The 15,076-nt window shown below is 70.2% G+C and carries 15 protein-coding genes; 2 read left to right on the top strand and 13 right to left on the bottom strand.

Annotated features, from left to right (window positions below; genetic code table 11):
* Positions 1 to 90: 90 nt before the first annotated feature.
* Positions 91 to 1,257 carry an NnrS family protein gene (locus E1H18_RS12475; RefSeq protein WP_172268539.1) on the top strand — a complete coding sequence of 389 codons (1,167 nt, stop codon included), beginning with the start codon at positions 91 to 93 and terminating at the stop codon, positions 1,255 to 1,257.
* Between the two features lie 9 nt (positions 1,258 to 1,266).
* Positions 1,267 to 2,034, top strand: coding sequence for an A24 family peptidase (locus E1H18_RS12470; RefSeq protein ID WP_172268536.1), 768 nt, complete (start codon positions 1,267 to 1,269; stop codon positions 2,032 to 2,034).
* On the opposite strand, the gene gspN is transcribed toward E1H18_RS12470, so the two are convergent.
* The 13 genes from gspN to E1H18_RS12405 all read right to left on the bottom strand — a co-directional run bounded on the left by gspN (position 2,002) and on the right by E1H18_RS12405 (position 15,024).
* Positions 2,002 to 2,724, bottom strand: coding sequence for a type II secretion system protein N (gspN, locus tag E1H18_RS12465; protein ID WP_172268533.1), 723 nt, complete (start codon positions 2,722 to 2,724; stop codon positions 2,002 to 2,004). The genes E1H18_RS12470 and gspN overlap by 33 nt on opposite strands.
* Positions 2,721 to 3,185 carry a type II secretion system protein GspM gene (gene gspM / locus E1H18_RS12460; protein ID WP_172268513.1) on the bottom strand — a complete coding sequence of 155 codons (465 nt, stop codon included), beginning with the start codon at positions 3,183 to 3,185 and terminating at the stop codon, positions 2,721 to 2,723. The genes gspN and gspM overlap by 4 nt, the downstream gene beginning before the upstream one ends.
* Positions 3,182 to 4,267, bottom strand: a complete 1,086-nt coding sequence (gene gspL, locus E1H18_RS12455; protein WP_241735996.1) for a type II secretion system protein GspL — start codon at positions 4,265 to 4,267, stop codon at positions 3,182 to 3,184. The genes gspM and gspL overlap by 4 nt, the downstream gene beginning before the upstream one ends.
* Entirely contained in the window at positions 4,264 to 5,238 is a 975-nt protein-coding gene (gspK, locus tag E1H18_RS12450) for a type II secretion system minor pseudopilin GspK (protein WP_172268510.1), read from the bottom strand. Before gspK ends, gspL begins: the two co-directional genes overlap by 4 nt.
* Positions 5,235 to 5,831, bottom strand: a complete 597-nt coding sequence (gspJ, locus tag E1H18_RS12445) for a type II secretion system minor pseudopilin GspJ (protein WP_172268507.1) — start codon at positions 5,829 to 5,831, stop codon at positions 5,235 to 5,237. Before gspJ ends, gspK begins: the two co-directional genes overlap by 4 nt.
* Positions 5,828 to 6,199 carry a type II secretion system minor pseudopilin GspI gene (gspI, locus tag E1H18_RS12440; RefSeq protein ID WP_172268504.1) on the bottom strand — a complete coding sequence of 124 codons (372 nt, stop codon included), beginning with the start codon at positions 6,197 to 6,199 and terminating at the stop codon, positions 5,828 to 5,830. The genes gspJ and gspI overlap by 4 nt, the downstream gene beginning before the upstream one ends.
* Positions 6,180 to 6,653, bottom strand: coding sequence for a GspH/FimT family pseudopilin (locus E1H18_RS12435; protein WP_172268501.1), 474 nt, complete (start codon positions 6,651 to 6,653; stop codon positions 6,180 to 6,182). The genes gspI and E1H18_RS12435 overlap by 20 nt, the downstream gene beginning before the upstream one ends.
* Entirely contained in the window at positions 6,637 to 7,095 is a 459-nt protein-coding gene (gene gspG, locus E1H18_RS12430; RefSeq protein ID WP_172268498.1) for a type II secretion system major pseudopilin GspG, read from the bottom strand. The genes E1H18_RS12435 and gspG overlap by 17 nt, the downstream gene beginning before the upstream one ends.
* 9 nt (positions 7,096 to 7,104) lie before the next feature.
* Positions 7,105 to 8,310: a type II secretion system inner membrane protein GspF gene (gene gspF, locus E1H18_RS12425; RefSeq protein WP_172268495.1), complete on the bottom strand. Its 1,206-nt coding sequence runs from the start codon at positions 8,308 to 8,310 to the stop codon at positions 7,105 to 7,107.
* Positions 8,297 to 9,766 (bottom strand): type II secretion system ATPase GspE, encoded by a 1,470-nt coding sequence (gspE, locus tag E1H18_RS12420; RefSeq protein ID WP_172268492.1) that lies wholly within the window; start codon positions 9,764 to 9,766, stop codon positions 8,297 to 8,299. The genes gspF and gspE overlap by 14 nt, the downstream gene beginning before the upstream one ends.
* The gene (gene gspD, locus E1H18_RS12415; protein WP_172268489.1) at positions 9,763 to 11,799 is read right to left on the bottom strand and encodes a type II secretion system secretin GspD; all 2,037 of its coding nucleotides are present in this window, start codon (positions 11,797 to 11,799) and stop codon (positions 9,763 to 9,765) included. The genes gspE and gspD overlap by 4 nt, the downstream gene beginning before the upstream one ends.
* Complete coding sequence (locus E1H18_RS12410; protein WP_172269551.1) at positions 11,796 to 12,227, bottom strand: type II secretion system protein N; 432 nt, start codon at positions 12,225 to 12,227, stop codon at positions 11,796 to 11,798. The genes gspD and E1H18_RS12410 overlap by 4 nt, the downstream gene beginning before the upstream one ends.
* Before the next feature lie 163 nt (positions 12,228 to 12,390).
* Complete coding sequence (locus E1H18_RS12405; RefSeq protein ID WP_172268486.1) at positions 12,391 to 15,024, bottom strand: TonB-dependent receptor domain-containing protein; 2,634 nt, start codon at positions 15,022 to 15,024, stop codon at positions 12,391 to 12,393.
* Positions 15,025 to 15,076: the final 52 nt, after the last annotated feature.

Here is a 15,076-nt window from a genome sequence, read left to right as displayed (position 1 = left end):
GGCTCAAGAACCATCACTCGTCTTTGCGCGCCGACAACGTTCGCAGAGCAGCCTCGCGCGAGACTGGCGGCTTCTACTGGAGACCGCACCATGTCGACCGCCCAACGCCGCCGGGACTATTCCGGCCCTCCCGTGTTCAGCTACGGCTTCCGGCCGTTCTTCCTGTCGGCGGCGGTGTGGGCGACGGCGGCCGCGCCGTTGTGGGTCTGGACCTTCTTGGGCGGGCCGCTGGCGATCGACCGCAACTGGCACGTCCACGAGATGCTGTTCGGGGTCATCGCCGCCGTGGTCGCCGGTTTCCTGACCACGGCCGTGCCCAACTGGACGGGACGCATGCCGGTGATCGGCGCGCCGCTGGCGGGGCTGTGGCTGCTGTGGCTGGCCGGCCGGCTCGCCATGCTGGCTCCGCCGGCCTTCGCGCCGTGGGCGGCCGCGATCGACAGCGCCTTCCTGGTCGTGTTCGCGGGGGTGATCGCGCGCGAGGTGCTGGCGGGCAAGAACTGGCGCAACCTGCCGATCTGCCTGCTGACCGGCGTGCTGGCCCTGGCCAATATCGGCTTCCACCTGGACACCGCCCTTGGCCTTGGCGGCCTGGGCGAGCGCGTCGCCATCGGCGCCGTCACCATCATGCTGGCCCTGATCGGCGGCCGGGTCACGCCCAGCTTCACCCGCAACTGGCTGAAGGCCCGCGCCATCGCCGTAGAGCCCGCCACCTTCGGCGTGGTCGACAAGGCGGCCCTCGTCCTGACCGTGGCGGCCATGCTGCTGTGGATCGCCCTGCCGACCGCCCCCCCTGTCGGCGCGGTGCTGGTCCTGGCCGGTCTCGTCCACGCCGTACGGCTTTGGCGCTGGCGCGGCTGGGCGGCCCGCCGCGATCCGCTGGTGGCCATCCTGCACGTCGGCTATGGCTGGTTGATCCCAGGCCTGATCCTGCTGGGCCTGGGCGTGGCGGGCGTAATCCCGGCCTCAGCGGGACTGCACGCCCTCACGGCCGGCGCCATGGGCGTGATGGTGCTGGCGATGATGACCCGCGCCAGCCGCGGCCACACCGGCCGTCCGCTGCAGGCCGACCGCGCGACGGTGGCGATCTATCTGGCCGCCAACCTTGCCACCGTTCTGCGGGTCGCCGCGCCGCTGTTTCCCGAGGCCATGGCCGGTCTGCTCGGCCTGGCCGCCCTGCTATGGGGCCTGGCGTTCGGCGGCTTTGCGCTGGTCTACGGCCGGATGCTGGTGACACCCCGCCCCGCCAAGGCCTAGAACGGCGGCATGCAGCTACCCACGATCGCCTGGAGCGTCATCACCGTCGCGCTCGGCCCGTTCGTGGGCAGCTTCCTGGGCCTGCTCAGCCTGCGTCTGCCGGCCGAGCGGCCCTGGGCGGCGTCGCGCTCGGCCTGCGACGGCTGCGGCCGCAAGCTGACGCCGATCGACCTGGTTCCGATCCTCAGCTTCGCGGCCCTGCGCGGCCGTTGCCGGACCTGCGGCGCGGCGATCCCCAAGCGCTATCTGCTGCTGGAGCTGGCCTGTCTGGTCATCGGCGCGTGGAGCGTCGTGGCGTTCCCTGGCCCGCTGTCGCTGGCGACCGCCATCCTCGGCTGGTGGCTGCTGCTGTTGGCGGTGATCGACGGCGAGCACTTCTGGCTGCCGGACCGGCTAACCCTGCCGCTAGGCGTGGTTGGCGCTGGGGTGTCGATCATCCTGCTGGACGAACCCTTTACCACGCCGCTGATCGGCGCGGCGGTCGGGTTCCTGTCGTTGTGGCTGGTCGCCCTGCTGTACCGCCTGCTGCGCGGCCGCGAGGGCCTGGGCGGCGGCGATCCGCGCCTGCTGGGGGCCATCGGCACCTGGACCGGCTGGACCGGCCTGCCGTCGGTCGTGCTGTGGGCCGGGCTGGCGGGCCTCAGCGTCGCGGCGGCGCAACTGGTCCTGCGCCGCAAGGTCGCCCTCGACGACCGCCTGCCGTTCGGGGTCTTCCTGGCGATCGGCGCCTGGCTGACCTGGTGGCTAGGCCCCCTGCACACGCTGCTGGCGCGCTGAGGGCAGCAGCGGCACGGTCACGATCCGCCGCACGCCCGCCGCGTCCTTGACGAAGCCCTGATCCAGCGCCGCCTGGACCATCACCGGATCGGCGATGGCCATGGTGATCTCGGCCTGCAGGCGTCCCGCGCCGTCGATGCGCAACGTCATGGCCGTGGCCCCGCCGCCATTCACCGGCGTCAGCCGCGTGACCCAATCGCCACCGATGCAGGCCGGCGTCCCGGCGAAGGTCGTCTTGCCGAACAGCGGGTCGGACGCCGGCCGGAAGCGGATCTGGCCCTCGGCGCGCTGGCACTGGCCATCGCGGAACAGCACAGCCAGGTTCTCCAGCTCGACGCGACCGCTCAGGCCCTCCAGCTCGACGGCGACCAGGCCGTTGAGCCGCTCGACGCCCTTGTCCTTGCCGTTGCGGATGACGCCGCTGCGGGCGGACGCCTTGTCGGTCGCTCGTACGCGGGCCTCGCCAGTAAGCAGAGCCCAGGGCGAAAGGCTGACCTTGAAGGTCCCCAGTCCCCGCCCCTGAGCGGTGGTCAGGCGGACCTTGCCACCCCAGACCGTGCCGCTGGCTTCGGACACCCGCACCGCCGCGCCGTTCGACAGCTTGTCGGTCAGCAGGGTCACCGGCGCCAGAGCGACCAGCATGACCGCCGTCAGCGCGACCAGCAGGATAATCAGCAGGCGATTGCTCACGCCGCGCCCCTTCCGAAAGTGACCTCGGCCTCGACCAGGCCGTTGTCCAGGCGCGAGGTGGTGACGCCGACCACGCTGAGGCCCGACGACCGCTCCAGCCCAGCGATCCAGGTCAGCAGGGCGCGGGCGTCGGCGGCGGTGATCCAGATGGTGAAGGCGCCGTCGGCTTCCTGGCGCTTGCGGGCGATCGGCGCGCCCAGGCTGGCGGCGCTGGCCTCGACGATCGCCGACACCTGCCGGCCGTCGGCGGCGCGCGGCGCGGCCTGGCGCGAGGCGATCGCCAGAGCGTCGGCCTGTTGCCGAGCAGCGACCACGCGATCGCGTGCATCCTCGGCCCCGCGCTTCAGCGGCATGATCACGCCATAGAACCCGACGACCGCCACGACGGCGACCGCCATCACCGCCAATAGCACCCGCTCGCGCGGGGTGCGGCTGTCCCAGGCCTGAAGCGCGGCGCTCATGGCTTTCTCCTGACGATCAGATCGCTGGTCACACGCTGACCTTCGGTGACGGTGCCCTGCTCGACCAGGTCCAACCCGCCAGCCTTCAAGGCGGCGCGCAGCTGGTCCAGGTCCGAATAGTTGGCGTAGGACACCGACGAGCGGATCGCCCCGTCCTGCTGGCCGTAGACCAGGGTGTCCAGCCGCATGCCCGGGGCCGAGCGCACGGCGGTCAGATAGGCCGCCGCCAGATCGCCGAAACCCTGCCGCTCACGCGTGGCCAGGCGGCCGAGGGCGTATTGCGCGGGGTCCTCGTAGCGGCTCGATTGCGGAACCAGCTTGACCGCCAGCGCCCGGTTCTGGCGCTCCAGCTTACCCGCCGCGAGACTGTCCTTGGCGATCTGGGCGCCCAGCAGGATCAGCGGCGAGACCACGACGACGGCCGCCAGGATCGCCAGCCGTTTCCAGCCGCCTTGCCCGCCCTCGGCGCGCGGCGCGAACTGGCCTTGCAGCAGGTCGACGGCGGGGTTGGCGGCGCTGGCCAGCAGGTGGCCGTCCAGGGTCGCGGCCGAGATGTAGCGGTGCGGCTGGTCGCCGACGACGGTCGAGGCCAGCTCCGGCTCGGCGCTGAACGCCAGGCCCTGACCGCGCACGCCCAGGCTCTCGCCGAACGCGGCCAGCACCACGCGGCCCTCGGCGTCATCGGGCAGAAGCAGGTAGTCGGGGGTCGCGCCGGTGACGGTGACGCCCAGGTCTTGAGCGGTCTGCAACGCGGCGCGCAGTCGATCCCGCTCGATCCAGGCGACCAGGATGCGGCCCTCGGGGTCGCGCTCGCCCACCGCGATGTGCAGGCCGACGGCGTCGGTGGCGACCTCGCCCTCGATGCGGAAGGCGGCGGCGGCCCGGGCCTGGGCGGCGCTGCCGGCCGGCAGCTCCATCCAGCGCGTGACGACGGCCGCGCCGGGCAGCGCCAGCAGGGCCGAGCCGCCGTCCGGTTGGTCGGTGGCGAGGACGCGACGCACGGGACCGTAGTCGCCGGACTCGACGATCTCGGCCGCCACGTCGGGGCCGCTGGGCAGGATGAGAAGGCGCTGTGGGATCATTCTTCCAGGGTCCAGCGGCGGGCGACGAGGCGGATGCGGTTGGCCGGTCCGGCCTCGAACAGCGAAGTCATGAAGGTGGCGCGATCAGCCAGGCCGACGCGGCTCTCCAGCGAGAAATAGCGGGTGCGGAACTGCACCTGGTTGCGCACGCCGTCGATCGGCGAAGCCGCGGCCAGGGCCTGCTGCCCCCAAAAGGCCTCGACGTCCGACCAGCCCTGCGACGGGCGAGCCATCAGGGCGCGGCGAGCGTTCTCGGGCGACACGGTCCCGACGGTGATCGCCGACAGCACCACGGCCTTGCTCTCCGGCAGGGTGTTGACGTTGACCGGCGACAGGTCCGTCGTTGGCAAGGCGCAGACATAGGGGCGCAGGCGCCCGTAGAGCTCCGGCGTGAAACCGCGCACGGCGCGCAGCTCGCTGACCTCGGCCAGCGGACCGCCGGCGGTGCGGTAGGCGATGCCGCCCTCGGCATAGCCGTCATCCTCGGTTCCAAGCGGGCCGACGTCGTTGCTGTCGGCCCACTGGGCCAGGCTCTCGGCCAGTTGCGGTCCGTCCGTCGCGCCCAGCTGGGTCAGCAGGCTGGCGAACTGACGCACGCCCAGCTCGCGGCGGCGGAACGGCTCGCCGGCATTGGCCTCGACCACGCTGTTGAGGTTGAAGCAGTCGGTGGCGTCGCTGACCTTGGCCTGGATCATGCCGCCGTCGATCGGGAACTCCACGACCCGACCGTTCCAGCCGCCCTCCAGCGAAGTCTTGTTCTGGTCGCGGCTCAGGAGCTGGTCGATGCGCGAGCGGGCCAGCTGCTCGCCGCCCAAGGCGAACCAGCGGGCCTGGTTTCCGACCTGGGCGTTAGTCGCGCGACGGATGCCGAAGCGGATGTCCTCCAGTACGCCGACCGCGATGATGCCGATCACGGCGACCATCAAGAGCACCGTCAGCAGGGCCGCGCCTTCCTCGTGGGGCTTTCTCATAGGCCCTCCCCCGAGGTCAGGAACAGCTGGTCGACCTGACCGAGGTCGGTGAGCCGCATATCCAGGCGCACGGCGGCGGGGATGTCGGTCTGCGGATTGCCCTTCCAGGTCGGAGTCCAGGCGCCGCCGAACAGGAAGGCCGGGTTGACGGCGCTGACGTCGCGCAGCAGCACCTGCGGCGGCCCCAGGCGCGCGCCGTCCAGGGCCGGACGGGCGCGGCGCTCCAGCCGGCCCTCGACCAGGGCGTATTCGACATATTGCAGCGAGGCGCGCGCGGCTTGGTCGGGGTTCTCCCAGCCCCGGCGGGTGAAGGCCAGGATCGGCCCGCCCTCGCCCCACGGACTGCCGCCGGCGAAGGCGGTCAGGGCCGGCAGGCCGTCCTCACCGCGGGTCCGCCGCGACGCCGCCTGCGACAAGTCGGCCTTGAGGATGGCGCGGGCGCGCTGCAGCTCGGCATAGCGGTCGACCTTGGCCCGCACGCGCTCCTGGTTGTTCAGGGTCGAGCCCATCACCGCCACGCCCGCCGCGCCGATCAGGGCGAAGATCAGCAGGGCGACCAGCATCTCGACCAAAGTGAAGCCGTTGCCCTTCATCGCGCGGCCCGGAACAGGGTCGCCCGCGCATAGGGCGTGCGGCCGCGCGGCATGGAGACGGCGATGTCGACGCGGACCAGCGCGGGGTCGGACGTGCGATTGACCTGGCGCACCCAGGCCCAGGGGCGACGGCCGACCATCTCGACCCCGGCGGTGCGGCCGATGGCCAGGGGCGCGGCGCTGGTCATCACTTCGACCGCGCGGTTGTCCAGCACCACCTCGGCCAGGGCGCGGTCGCCCAGGCGCGCGCCAGCGCGGGCGTTCTCGCCCGCCAGGTTCAGCAGGGCCAGCGCCGCCAGGCTGAAGATCGCCAGGGCGACCAGCAGCTCGATCAGGGTGAAGCCGGCTTCAGCGTGCGCGCGGGGCATCGAGCGTGACGTTCCCTGCGGTGTCGACCGTGACGGTCCGGTACGCGTCGCCGCGCGCGAAGGCCAGTTCCACCGGCGTGGCCTGGCCGGTGGCCTCGAAGACCACGCCGTTTTCGGAAGCGGTGACCTGCGTCTCGGCCGGCCAGGCGCCGGCCTTGAACGGCGGCGTGTCCAGCGGCCGCCAGGCGCGCTCCTCGCGCTGCTCGAAGCGGTAGCCGTCAGCGGCCAGCACGACCCGCACCTGATGATTGGCGAACACCGCCTCGTCGCGGGCGCGCAGCAGCACGGCGCCGAAGCGCTCGGCCTGCTGCGGCAGGGTCAGGCCCTCGCGCGGCAGGGCCACGACGACGGCGCTGGCCAGCAATCCCATGATCACCAGGGCGACCATGAGCTCGACGAGGGTGAAGCCCCCTCGCCGGTCTTTGCGGGTCTGGAGATCAGCTCCAGTTGCCAATGTCGGCGTCCTTGCCCTCGCCGCCCTCGCGGCCGTCGGCGCCGAACGAGAAGACGTCGATCGCGCCATGCTGGCCCGGCGCGCGGTACTGGTAGTCGGCGCCCCACGGATCCTTGGGCAGGCGACGGATGTAGCCGCCCTCGCGGAAGCGGTCGGGCTGGGCTAGGCTGGCCGGCGGCGTCACCAGGGCCTGCAGGCCATCCTCGGTGCGCGGGAAGGTGAAGGTGTCCAGGCGATAGCTCTCCAGCGCCTGCTCCAGCACCGAGACGTCGGCGCGAGCCTTTTCCTTCATGGCCTTGTCCTGGCTGGGCAGGACGTTGATCGCCACCACGGTGGCCAGCAGCCCCAGGATGACGATGACGACCATCATCTCGACCAGGGTGAAGCCGGCCTCGCGCGAGCGGCGACGACGACGGCGCTGGGAAATGTTCGGGGCGCTCATGTCGGGCTCCTAGTTCATGGCCAAGGTGTTGATCTGCAGGATGGGCAGCAGGATCGACAGGACGATCGTCGCCACCACCCCGCCCAGCACGACGATGATCGCCGGCTCCAGCAGGCTCAGCAGGGTGGCGGTGAAGGTGTCGAACTCGCGTTCCAGATATTCGGCGGCGCGGGTCAGCATGGCGTCGACGCGGCCGCTGCTCTCGCCGCTGGCGGTCATGTAGACCAGCACCGGCGGAAAGACGCCCGTGCGGCGCATCGCGGTCGACAGCGCCCCGCCCTCGCGGATGCCGGCGATCATCTCGTCCATGCCACCGCGCAGGGCGGCGTTGCGGACGGTGCCGGCGGTGAGCACCAGCCCCTCCAGCACCGGCAGGCCGCTGGCGATCATGGTGGCCAGGGTGCGGGCCAGGCGCGCGGCGTGGACGTTGCGGATCAGCTGGCCCACGAACGGCAGGGCCAGAAAGAACTGGTCAGCCTTGAGCTTGAAGGCCGGATTGCGCAGGGCCCGCAGATAGGCCGCGACCAAAGCCGCCAGGATCAGCGCGATCAGCCAGCCGAACGACTGCAGGCCATTGGACACCCCGATGACGATGCGAGTCAGCAGCGGCAGCGTCTGCCCCATGGAGTCGAACTGCTCGACCACCTTGGGAATAACGAAGACCATCAGGATAGTCACGACCAGGAACGCCACGGCGGCCAGCACGGCCGGATAGACGAGGGCCGCGGTGATCTTGGCGGCGACCTTCTGCTGCTGGTCCAGCAGGTCGGCCAGGCGGTCCAGGATGGTCGGCAGGGCGCCGGACGCCTCGCCGGCCGCGACCATGGCCCGGTACAGCGGCGGGAAGGCGCCGGCCGGCCGCGCCAGGGCGTCCGACAGGCGATAGCCCTCCAGCACGGCGGCGTGCACCTGCTCGACGATGCGCTTCAGCTTGGGGCGGTCGGCCTGCAGGGCGATGGTGCGCAGGGCCTCTTCAAGTGTCGAGACCGCCACCAGGGTCGCCAGCTGCCGCGTGAACAGCGATCGGTCGCGGCCGCCCAGGCGATCGCGCGTGACCTTGCCCTTGGCGACCGGCGCGACATGGGCCGCGATCTTGACCGGCGCCAGGCGGCGGCGTTCGAGCTGGACGCGGGCGTCGTCGGTGTCCTTGGCCTCTATCCGGCCCGAGCGCTGGGCGCCGGCCAGGTCGAGGGCGACATAGTCAAACCTCGCCATCGCGCGCCCCCGCTCCGGTGATGCGCAAGGCTTCCTCGACGGTGGTCAGGCCTTCCAGCACATAGCGGCGGGCCTCGTCCTTCAGGCCGTGGTCCAGTCCGGCCTCGGCGATCTCCTGCTCGGACGCGTTCTGGCCGATCAGGCGGCGCAGCGTGTCGTCGACGCGGATGGCCTCGTAGACCCCGATCCGGCCCTGGAAGCCGGTATGGCCGCATTCGGAGCAGCCGACGGGCCGGCGCAGCGCCGTGCCGACCGGAACCTCGATCAGGGCTGCGGCGGCCGGATCGGCCGGCTCGGACACCGAGCAGTGCGGGCACAGGCGGCGGACCAGGCGCTGGGCGATGATCAGCCGCATGGTCGAGGCCAGCAGGAACGGCTCGACGCCCATGTCGCGCAGGCGCACCACGGCCCCGGCCGCATCGTTGGTGTGGACGGTCGACAGCACCAGGTGGCCAGTCAGGCTGGCCTGGACGGCGATCTGGGCGGTCTCGCTGTCGCGGATCTCGCCGACCATGACCACGTCCGGGTCCTGGCGCAGGATAGCCCGCAGGCCGGCGGCGAAGGTCATGCCGACCTTGGTGTTGACCTGGGTCTGGCCGACGCCCTGCACGGCGTATTCGACCGGATCCTCGATGGTCAGGATGTTTCGGCTCTTGTCGTTGAGCAGGCCGAGACCCGCGTACAGCGTCGTGGTCTTGCCCGAGCCCGTGGGGCCGGTGACCAGCACGATGCCGTTGGGCTCGCGCAGCGCCGCCTCCAGCGCAGACAGCATGCGCGGCGACATGCCCAGGTCGGCCAGGCCCAGCCCCGCCTGCTCCTTGTCCAGGATCCGCATCACCACCCGCTCGCCCATGCGGGCCGGCAGGGTCGAAACGCGGACGTCCAGGCTCTTGCCGCCCAGGGCCAGCGAGATGCGACCGTCCTGCGGCAAGCGCTTCTCGGCGATGTCCAGCTTGGCCATGACCTTGACGCGCGAGACCAGCATGGCGGCGATGCGCGGCGACAGGTTCAGGATCTCGCGCAGCACGCCGTCGACGCGCAGGCGCACGACCAGGGCCTGCTCGTAGGGCTCGATATGGATGTCCGAGGCGCCCGAGCGGACGGCCTCGGCGATCAAGCCGTTGATCAGGCGGATGACCGGCGCGTCGTCCTGCGGGTCCAGCAGGTCGGCGGCGGTGGGCATGTCTTCCAGCAGGTGGCCCAGCGAGTCTTCCAACGCATCGCCGCTGGAGGCCGAGGCCAGGCCCGCGCCGGCATAGACTTCCGAGAAGCGGCGGTCGAAGGCGGCGGTGGCCATCGGCTCCAGGGCCAGCGGCACGCCGAGAGCGCGGCGCACCTCGACCAGGGCCGTCGGATCGAAGCCATCGCGCAGGCCGATCACCGCGCGCTCGTCCATCGACAGCAGCACGACGCCGTGGCGCTTGGCGAAGCCGTAGTCGAGGACCGTCGCGCTCATTGCGGCTGGGCCGGCGTGGGCGGGGCCGGGAAGCTGCGGATCACCGCGTCCAGCGAGTTGTCGCCTTCCGGCGTCACCAGTTGGGACTCTCGGCGGATCTGGTCCAAGCGCGGCAGGCTGACGGCGCGGGCGTCGGCCACGGTCTTGATGATGCGAGGGCGGATGAAGACCATCAGGTTGGTCCGCCCGCGCTCGCGCACCTTGCTGCGGAACAGCGCGCCCAGGCCCGGCACGTCGCCCAGGCCCGGCACGCGCTGCACTGAGGCGGTCTCGTTCTGGTCCAGCAGGCCGCCCAGCACGACGATGTCGCCGTCGTCGACCAGGGCCGTGGTCTCGATCTCGCGCTTGTTGATGATCAGCTCGGTCGAGCCGGCGCTGATCGGCCCGGCCACGGCGCTGACTTCCTGGCGCAGGAACAGGGTGATGCCGCCGCCGGCGTTGATCTGCGGCTTGACCTCCAGCTGCACGCCGACGTCCTGGCGCTGGATGGTGCGGAACGGGTTGGCGTTATTGTCGCCCAGCACCTCGCCCGTGGTGATCGGCACCTGCTGGCCGACCAGGATGCGGGCCTCCTCGTTGTCCAGCGTCATGATCGACGGCGTCGACAGCAGGTTGGAGCCGCTGTCCTTCTTCACCGCATTGATGATCGCGCCGAACAGCACGTCGCCGCTGCGGCCGGCCACGCCGCCGGTCACGCCCGCAGCGCCCAGCAGTGAGGAGATCGCGGAGTCGCGCAGGGCCTTGCTAGCGTCGGTGTCGGCGTCGTTGCCGGCGGCGGCCGAGGCCGCCAGCGGGAACAGGCTGGGCGAGATGTTGGTGTAGTTGGTGCCCATGAACGGGATGGTGCCGTTGGTCCCGCCCAGCAGGAACTGCACGCCCAGCTGCTTGGCGGCGTCGTCGGAGACCTCGACCACGATGGCCTCGACCAGCACCTGCTCGCGGCGAATGTCCAGCTGGCGGATGACCTCGGCCAGGGTGCGCTGGGTCTCGGGCGGGGCGTTGATGATCAGGGCGTTGGCGCCGGGATAGCGGGCGACGCTGGCGCGCGTACCGGCCGGGGCGATCGAGGCGGAGGACGCGGCCGTCGCCGCCGGAGCGGCGGTCGTCGAGGCGCTGGTCCCGCTGGTCGAGGACCGGCTGCTGCTGGCCGTCGTCGTCGGAGCCTGACCGACCAGCTGTTGCAGCACCGGCAGCATCTGCTCGGCGTTGGCGTGGCGCAGGAAGACGACGCGGATGTCGTCGCTGGACTCGGCCCGGCGGTCCAGGTCGGTGATCAGCGGCAGCAGGCGCTGGACGGCGTCGGCGTCGCCGCGCAGCAGGATGGAATTGCTGCTCTCGACCGGCACCACGGTGACCGCGCCGCGCCCGGCCTTGCCGTCGGCGCCGGGCCCCGCGATCAGGTCGTTGATCACTTGGGCGATCTCGCGGGCCGAGCTGTTGGTCAGGGTGACGGTGTGGACGCTGGCGCGGTCCTGGTCGACCTGGGACAGCAGCGCGCGGATGCGGCGGATGTTGTCGGCATAGTCAGCCACAACGACCGTGCCGCCGCGCGGATTGGCCACGACCTGCCCTTGCGGTCCGACCAGGGGTTTCAGCATGTCGGCGGCAGTCGCGGGATCCAGCGAGCGCAAGCGGAAAACCTCGGTGGCGAACTGGCCGCCGGCGGCGTTGGGCTGGCGGGCGGCGTTCTCGGCGGGCTCGACGCGATAGACGCCATTGCCGGCCGGCACGGCCACCAAGTTGTTGGCGCGCAGGGTGGCCAGGAACAGCTCGAACAGCTCGCGGCGGTTCAGCGGGCCGTTGCTGGTCACCGACACCGTGCCTTTGACCCGCGGATCGATGACGAAAGTCGTATTGGTCGACTTGCCCACGTCCTGGATGAAGACGCGGATGTCGGCGTCCTGGACGTTCAGCACCTGGGCCTGGGCCCAGGCGACCGAGGGAACGACGACAACGAGCGGCGCGGCCAGGGCGATCGCCGCGCTGGCGGCGAGCACGCGAGCGCGGACGCGCAGCGAGGAGACCTTGGTCATGGGCGTTCCGGGAACGAGAGGGTCATGCGCGCGCCGCCGCGCGAGAGTTCGACATGGTCGGCGCCGACGGTCGCCAGGGTCACGCCCTGGGCCACGGCCTCGCCGACCGCGAAGGATTTCTGGACGCCATCGGGGCCAGCGATGATGGCCGAGCCGCTGTTTCCGTCCTGGCGCACGCCGTACAGGCGGAAGCCCTCGACGGTGGCCTGGGCGCCAGCCTGGGGCGCGGTGCCCGAAGCGCCAAAGGCGTCGAACGCCGCCAAAATCTTGTGATCGACCGCGCGGAACGCGCTGGCGACGGTCTTGGGCGGGGTCGGCTGCGGCGGGGCGGCGAAGATCCAGATCAGCCGCGCCGCCTGCAAGGCGACCAGCAGCAGCATGGCGAGTTCCAGCGCCAGCAGCGCCTTGCGCCGGTAGGGGCGAACCATCTCACCAAGCCTTGCGAACATCGTCGACCCCAAGTTCCGACGACGGAATACGCAGCTTGCCCGTAGTTTCAGCGACGATTTGATGACGATTATATGAAAAGCGCTCCCCACACGGATGAATGGGGAGCGCTCTCAACTTGCGGGTTTCAGGCCCCGCCAGGCCTTAGAAGCGGTGAGCCAGCGAGAAGGTGAAGCTTTGGCCCAGATCGTAGGTGTTGGCGTCGACGCGACCGCCGCCCAGCACCTGATACTCTTCGAAGTTCTCGCCCAGGATGTTGCGGGCCTTGAAGGTGAACTCCAGCTCCCGGTCCATCAGGTCGAAGCCCTTGCGGTAGGTGAAGTCCACCGTCACGCCCGGCTCCTGCAGCAGGTCGGGCTGGTCGGGACGGCCGCGCGCGGAGATCCGCTTGCTGACATAGGTGGCCAGGATGGTCGCCTGAGCGCGGGCTTCCTTGTCCTCATAGCCGAACTGGATGTTGGCCAGGTGCTTGGACAGGCCCTGCAACTGGCTGCCGTCCTTGACGTAGTCCGAGGCCGGACGCGGCGCGCCCGAACCGGCCAGCGGGTAAACCACGTCGCCCGAACCAACCTTCACGTCCGACGACGAGTAGGTGTAGTTCGCGCCGATCAGCCATTCCTTCGAGCTGAAGAAAGCGCCTTCGACCGGCAGGGTGAAGGTCTTCTTGGCGTCGATTTCGAAGCCGAACAGCGAAGCCTTCGGAGCGTTGACGTAGGTCTGGACGATGGTCGAGCCCTGCTCGCTGACCACCGATTCCACCGGCTTCTTCAGGTCCTTGTAGAACACGCCGCCCGACAGGTACTGGTTGGCGCCGAAGTACCACTCGACGCGGGCGTCCAGGTTCGTCAGCTCCGTATCCTTCAGGTACGGGTTGCCGATGAACAGGCGATCGCTGTCCGGATCGAAGTACTGCTGCGGAGCCAGTTCGCGGAACTGCGGACGGGCGATCGTCTTGGACGCGCCCAGACGCAGCTGCATGTTCTCGTAGAAGTTATAGGTCAGGGTCGCGGCCGGCAGGACGTAGGTCTTGTCCAGCGCGGTCGGAGTGCCCTTGGCGCCGCCGAACAGGTCGACGACGCTGACCGTCTGCTTGCCCTGCTCGACGCGCGCGCCGAACGAGGTGCGCAGGCGCGGCAGGAACTCGGCCTCGACCTGCAGGTAGCCGGCGTGGACCTTCAGCGCGGCCTCGTAAGCCGCCGCGCCGTCACCACCGGTGATCTCGGTGAAGGTCAGGTAGCCCTGGGCGATGTTGTAGTCCGACAGCAGGAAGTCGACACGCTCCTGCTGCACGGTCAGCGGGATGGCGCCGCCCTGGAAGCGGAAGTCGCGGCGTTCGGCGTCGCGCTGGTTGTCCAGATAGGCGTAGCCGCCCTTGAACACCGCATCGCGGCCGCTGCTGAGCGGCAGGGTGTACTGCACGTCGAAGCCGGCGCTGGCCATGGTGTCGTCCAGCGTCGAGAAGCTGGTCGAGTTCTGTTCCTGCGAGGCGCTGTGGTAGTAGACGCCGTTCTCCAGGCGATAGCGGATGAACTTCTCGTACGGCGCATCGCGCTCGGACTTGGCGTACGAACCGCGCCAGTCGAAGTTCCAGGCTCCGAACTCGTGCTTGCCCGACAGCTGGGTGTCGTACAGGTTCCGCTCGAAATACTCGGTGTAGCTGTCCAGCACGTTCTGGCCGGCGGCATAGTCTTCACCGGCGCGCTGGCGGGCCGACTTGGTGGTGTTGTGGACGTAGAGGTTGGTCCACTTGATCTGGTGGTCGCCCCACTCCAGACCCACGCCCACGAGGCCGTTCACCGTGACGTAGTTGCTGGTGTTGTTGAAATTGTAGCTGGTGCGCGGCTCCAGGACGCCGTTCTGCTCAAGGCCCTGCTGCTGAATGCCTTCGCGCGAGCGCCAGGTGTTCTCGAAGCCGCCGATGGCCACGATGCCCAGGCGCTTGTCGCCCAGGTCGAACGAGCGGCCGGCGCTCAGATCGGCCGAGAAGTTGGCCGGGATCTTGTTCTTCACCTGGATCAGGTTGAGGTTCGCATTGACCAGGCTCTGGCCGATGCGGGTCAGCTGGGCGGTGGTGAAGTTGCTGCTGTTGATGCGCTTGCCGGTGGCGATCGCTTCGCGCAGCTCGGCAGGCTTCTTGCGCGTGCCGTCGTCATAGCCCAGGAAATCGGTGTCCGAGCCGTAATAGGTCAGGCCCTTCTCGAACGTGGTCTCGGTGTTGCCGCCGGTGCCCAGTTCGATCTCGAAGAAGGGTTCGTCCGGGATGGCCACGGTCTGCAGGTCGATGACGCCGCCGCCGAACTCGCCCGGATAGTTGGGCGAATAGCTCTTCTGGACCGATGCGCCCGACAGGATCGCCGAAGGGAACAGATCCAGCGGCACGACGCGCTGCAGCGGCTCGGGGCTGGGCAGCGGCGAGCCGTTCAGCAGGGCCGACGAATAGCGTTCGCCCAGGCCCCGGACATAGACGAAGCGACCCGACACCAGGCTCAGGCCGCTGACGCGCGTCAGGGCTTCGGCCGCGGTGCTGTCGCCCTGGCGCTGGAGGTCTTCCGGCGTCAGGAAGCTGGCGACTTCCGACGTGGTCCGCATCGGTTCGGGGATGTTGCGCCCCAGGATCAGGACCTCATCGACCGCCGTCGGATCGGTGTCGGCTATGGCCAGCTGCTGGGGAGCGGGCGTGGACGGCGAGGCGGACGCCTGCGCCAGGGCGACTTGCGGCGCGACCAGCGCCGACGTCGCGAGCAGAAGGCCGCTCAGAGGCGGGAACAGCTTGTTCATCTCGGGAACCTTGGATTGGCGGGCGTCGGGAAGAGCCGGGGGCGGCCGCTAA

Source organism: Caulobacter sp. RHG1 (assembly GCF_013181195.1).
Taxonomy (GTDB): domain Bacteria; phylum Pseudomonadota; class Alphaproteobacteria; order Caulobacterales; family Caulobacteraceae; genus Caulobacter.
The sequence above is the reverse complement of the archived record's forward strand: the minus strand, read 5'-3'. Positions and strand labels throughout refer to the sequence as shown.

Bases quoted from the DNA above. Each gene is read 5' to 3' on its own strand.
- E1H18_RS12475 (WP_172268539.1), top strand. From the start codon at position 91: ATGTCGACCGCCCAACGCCGCCGGGACTATTCCGGCCCTCCCGTGTTC.
- E1H18_RS12470 (WP_172268536.1), top strand. From the start codon at position 1,267: ATGCAGCTACCCACGATCGCCTGGAGCGTCATCACCGTCGCGCTCGGC.
- gspM (WP_172268513.1), bottom strand. From the start codon at position 3,185: ATGAGCGCCGCGCTTCAGGCCTGGGACAGCCGCACCCCGCGCGAGCGG.
- gspL (WP_241735996.1), bottom strand. From the start codon at position 4,267: ATGATCCCACAGCGCCTTCTCATCCTGCCCAGCGGCCCCGACGTGGCG.
- gspK (WP_172268510.1), bottom strand. From the start codon at position 5,238: ATGAGAAAGCCCCACGAGGAAGGCGCGGCCCTGCTGACGGTGCTCTTG.
- gspJ (WP_172268507.1), bottom strand. From the start codon at position 5,831: ATGAAGGGCAACGGCTTCACTTTGGTCGAGATGCTGGTCGCCCTGCTG.
- gspI (WP_172268504.1), bottom strand. From the start codon at position 6,199: ATGCCCCGCGCGCACGCTGAAGCCGGCTTCACCCTGATCGAGCTGCTG.
- gspG (WP_172268498.1), bottom strand. From the start codon at position 7,095: ATGAGCGCCCCGAACATTTCCCAGCGCCGTCGTCGTCGCCGCTCGCGC.
- gspF (WP_172268495.1), bottom strand. From the start codon at position 8,310: ATGGCGAGGTTTGACTATGTCGCCCTCGACCTGGCCGGCGCCCAGCGC.
- gspE (WP_172268492.1), bottom strand. From the start codon at position 9,766: ATGAGCGCGACGGTCCTCGACTACGGCTTCGCCAAGCGCCACGGCGTC.
- gspD (WP_172268489.1), bottom strand. From the start codon at position 11,799: ATGACCAAGGTCTCCTCGCTGCGCGTCCGCGCTCGCGTGCTCGCCGCC.
- E1H18_RS12410 (WP_172269551.1), bottom strand. From the start codon at position 12,227: ATGGTTCGCCCCTACCGGCGCAAGGCGCTGCTGGCGCTGGAACTCGCC.
- E1H18_RS12405 (WP_172268486.1), bottom strand. From the start codon at position 15,024: ATGAACAAGCTGTTCCCGCCTCTGAGCGGCCTTCTGCTCGCGACGTCG.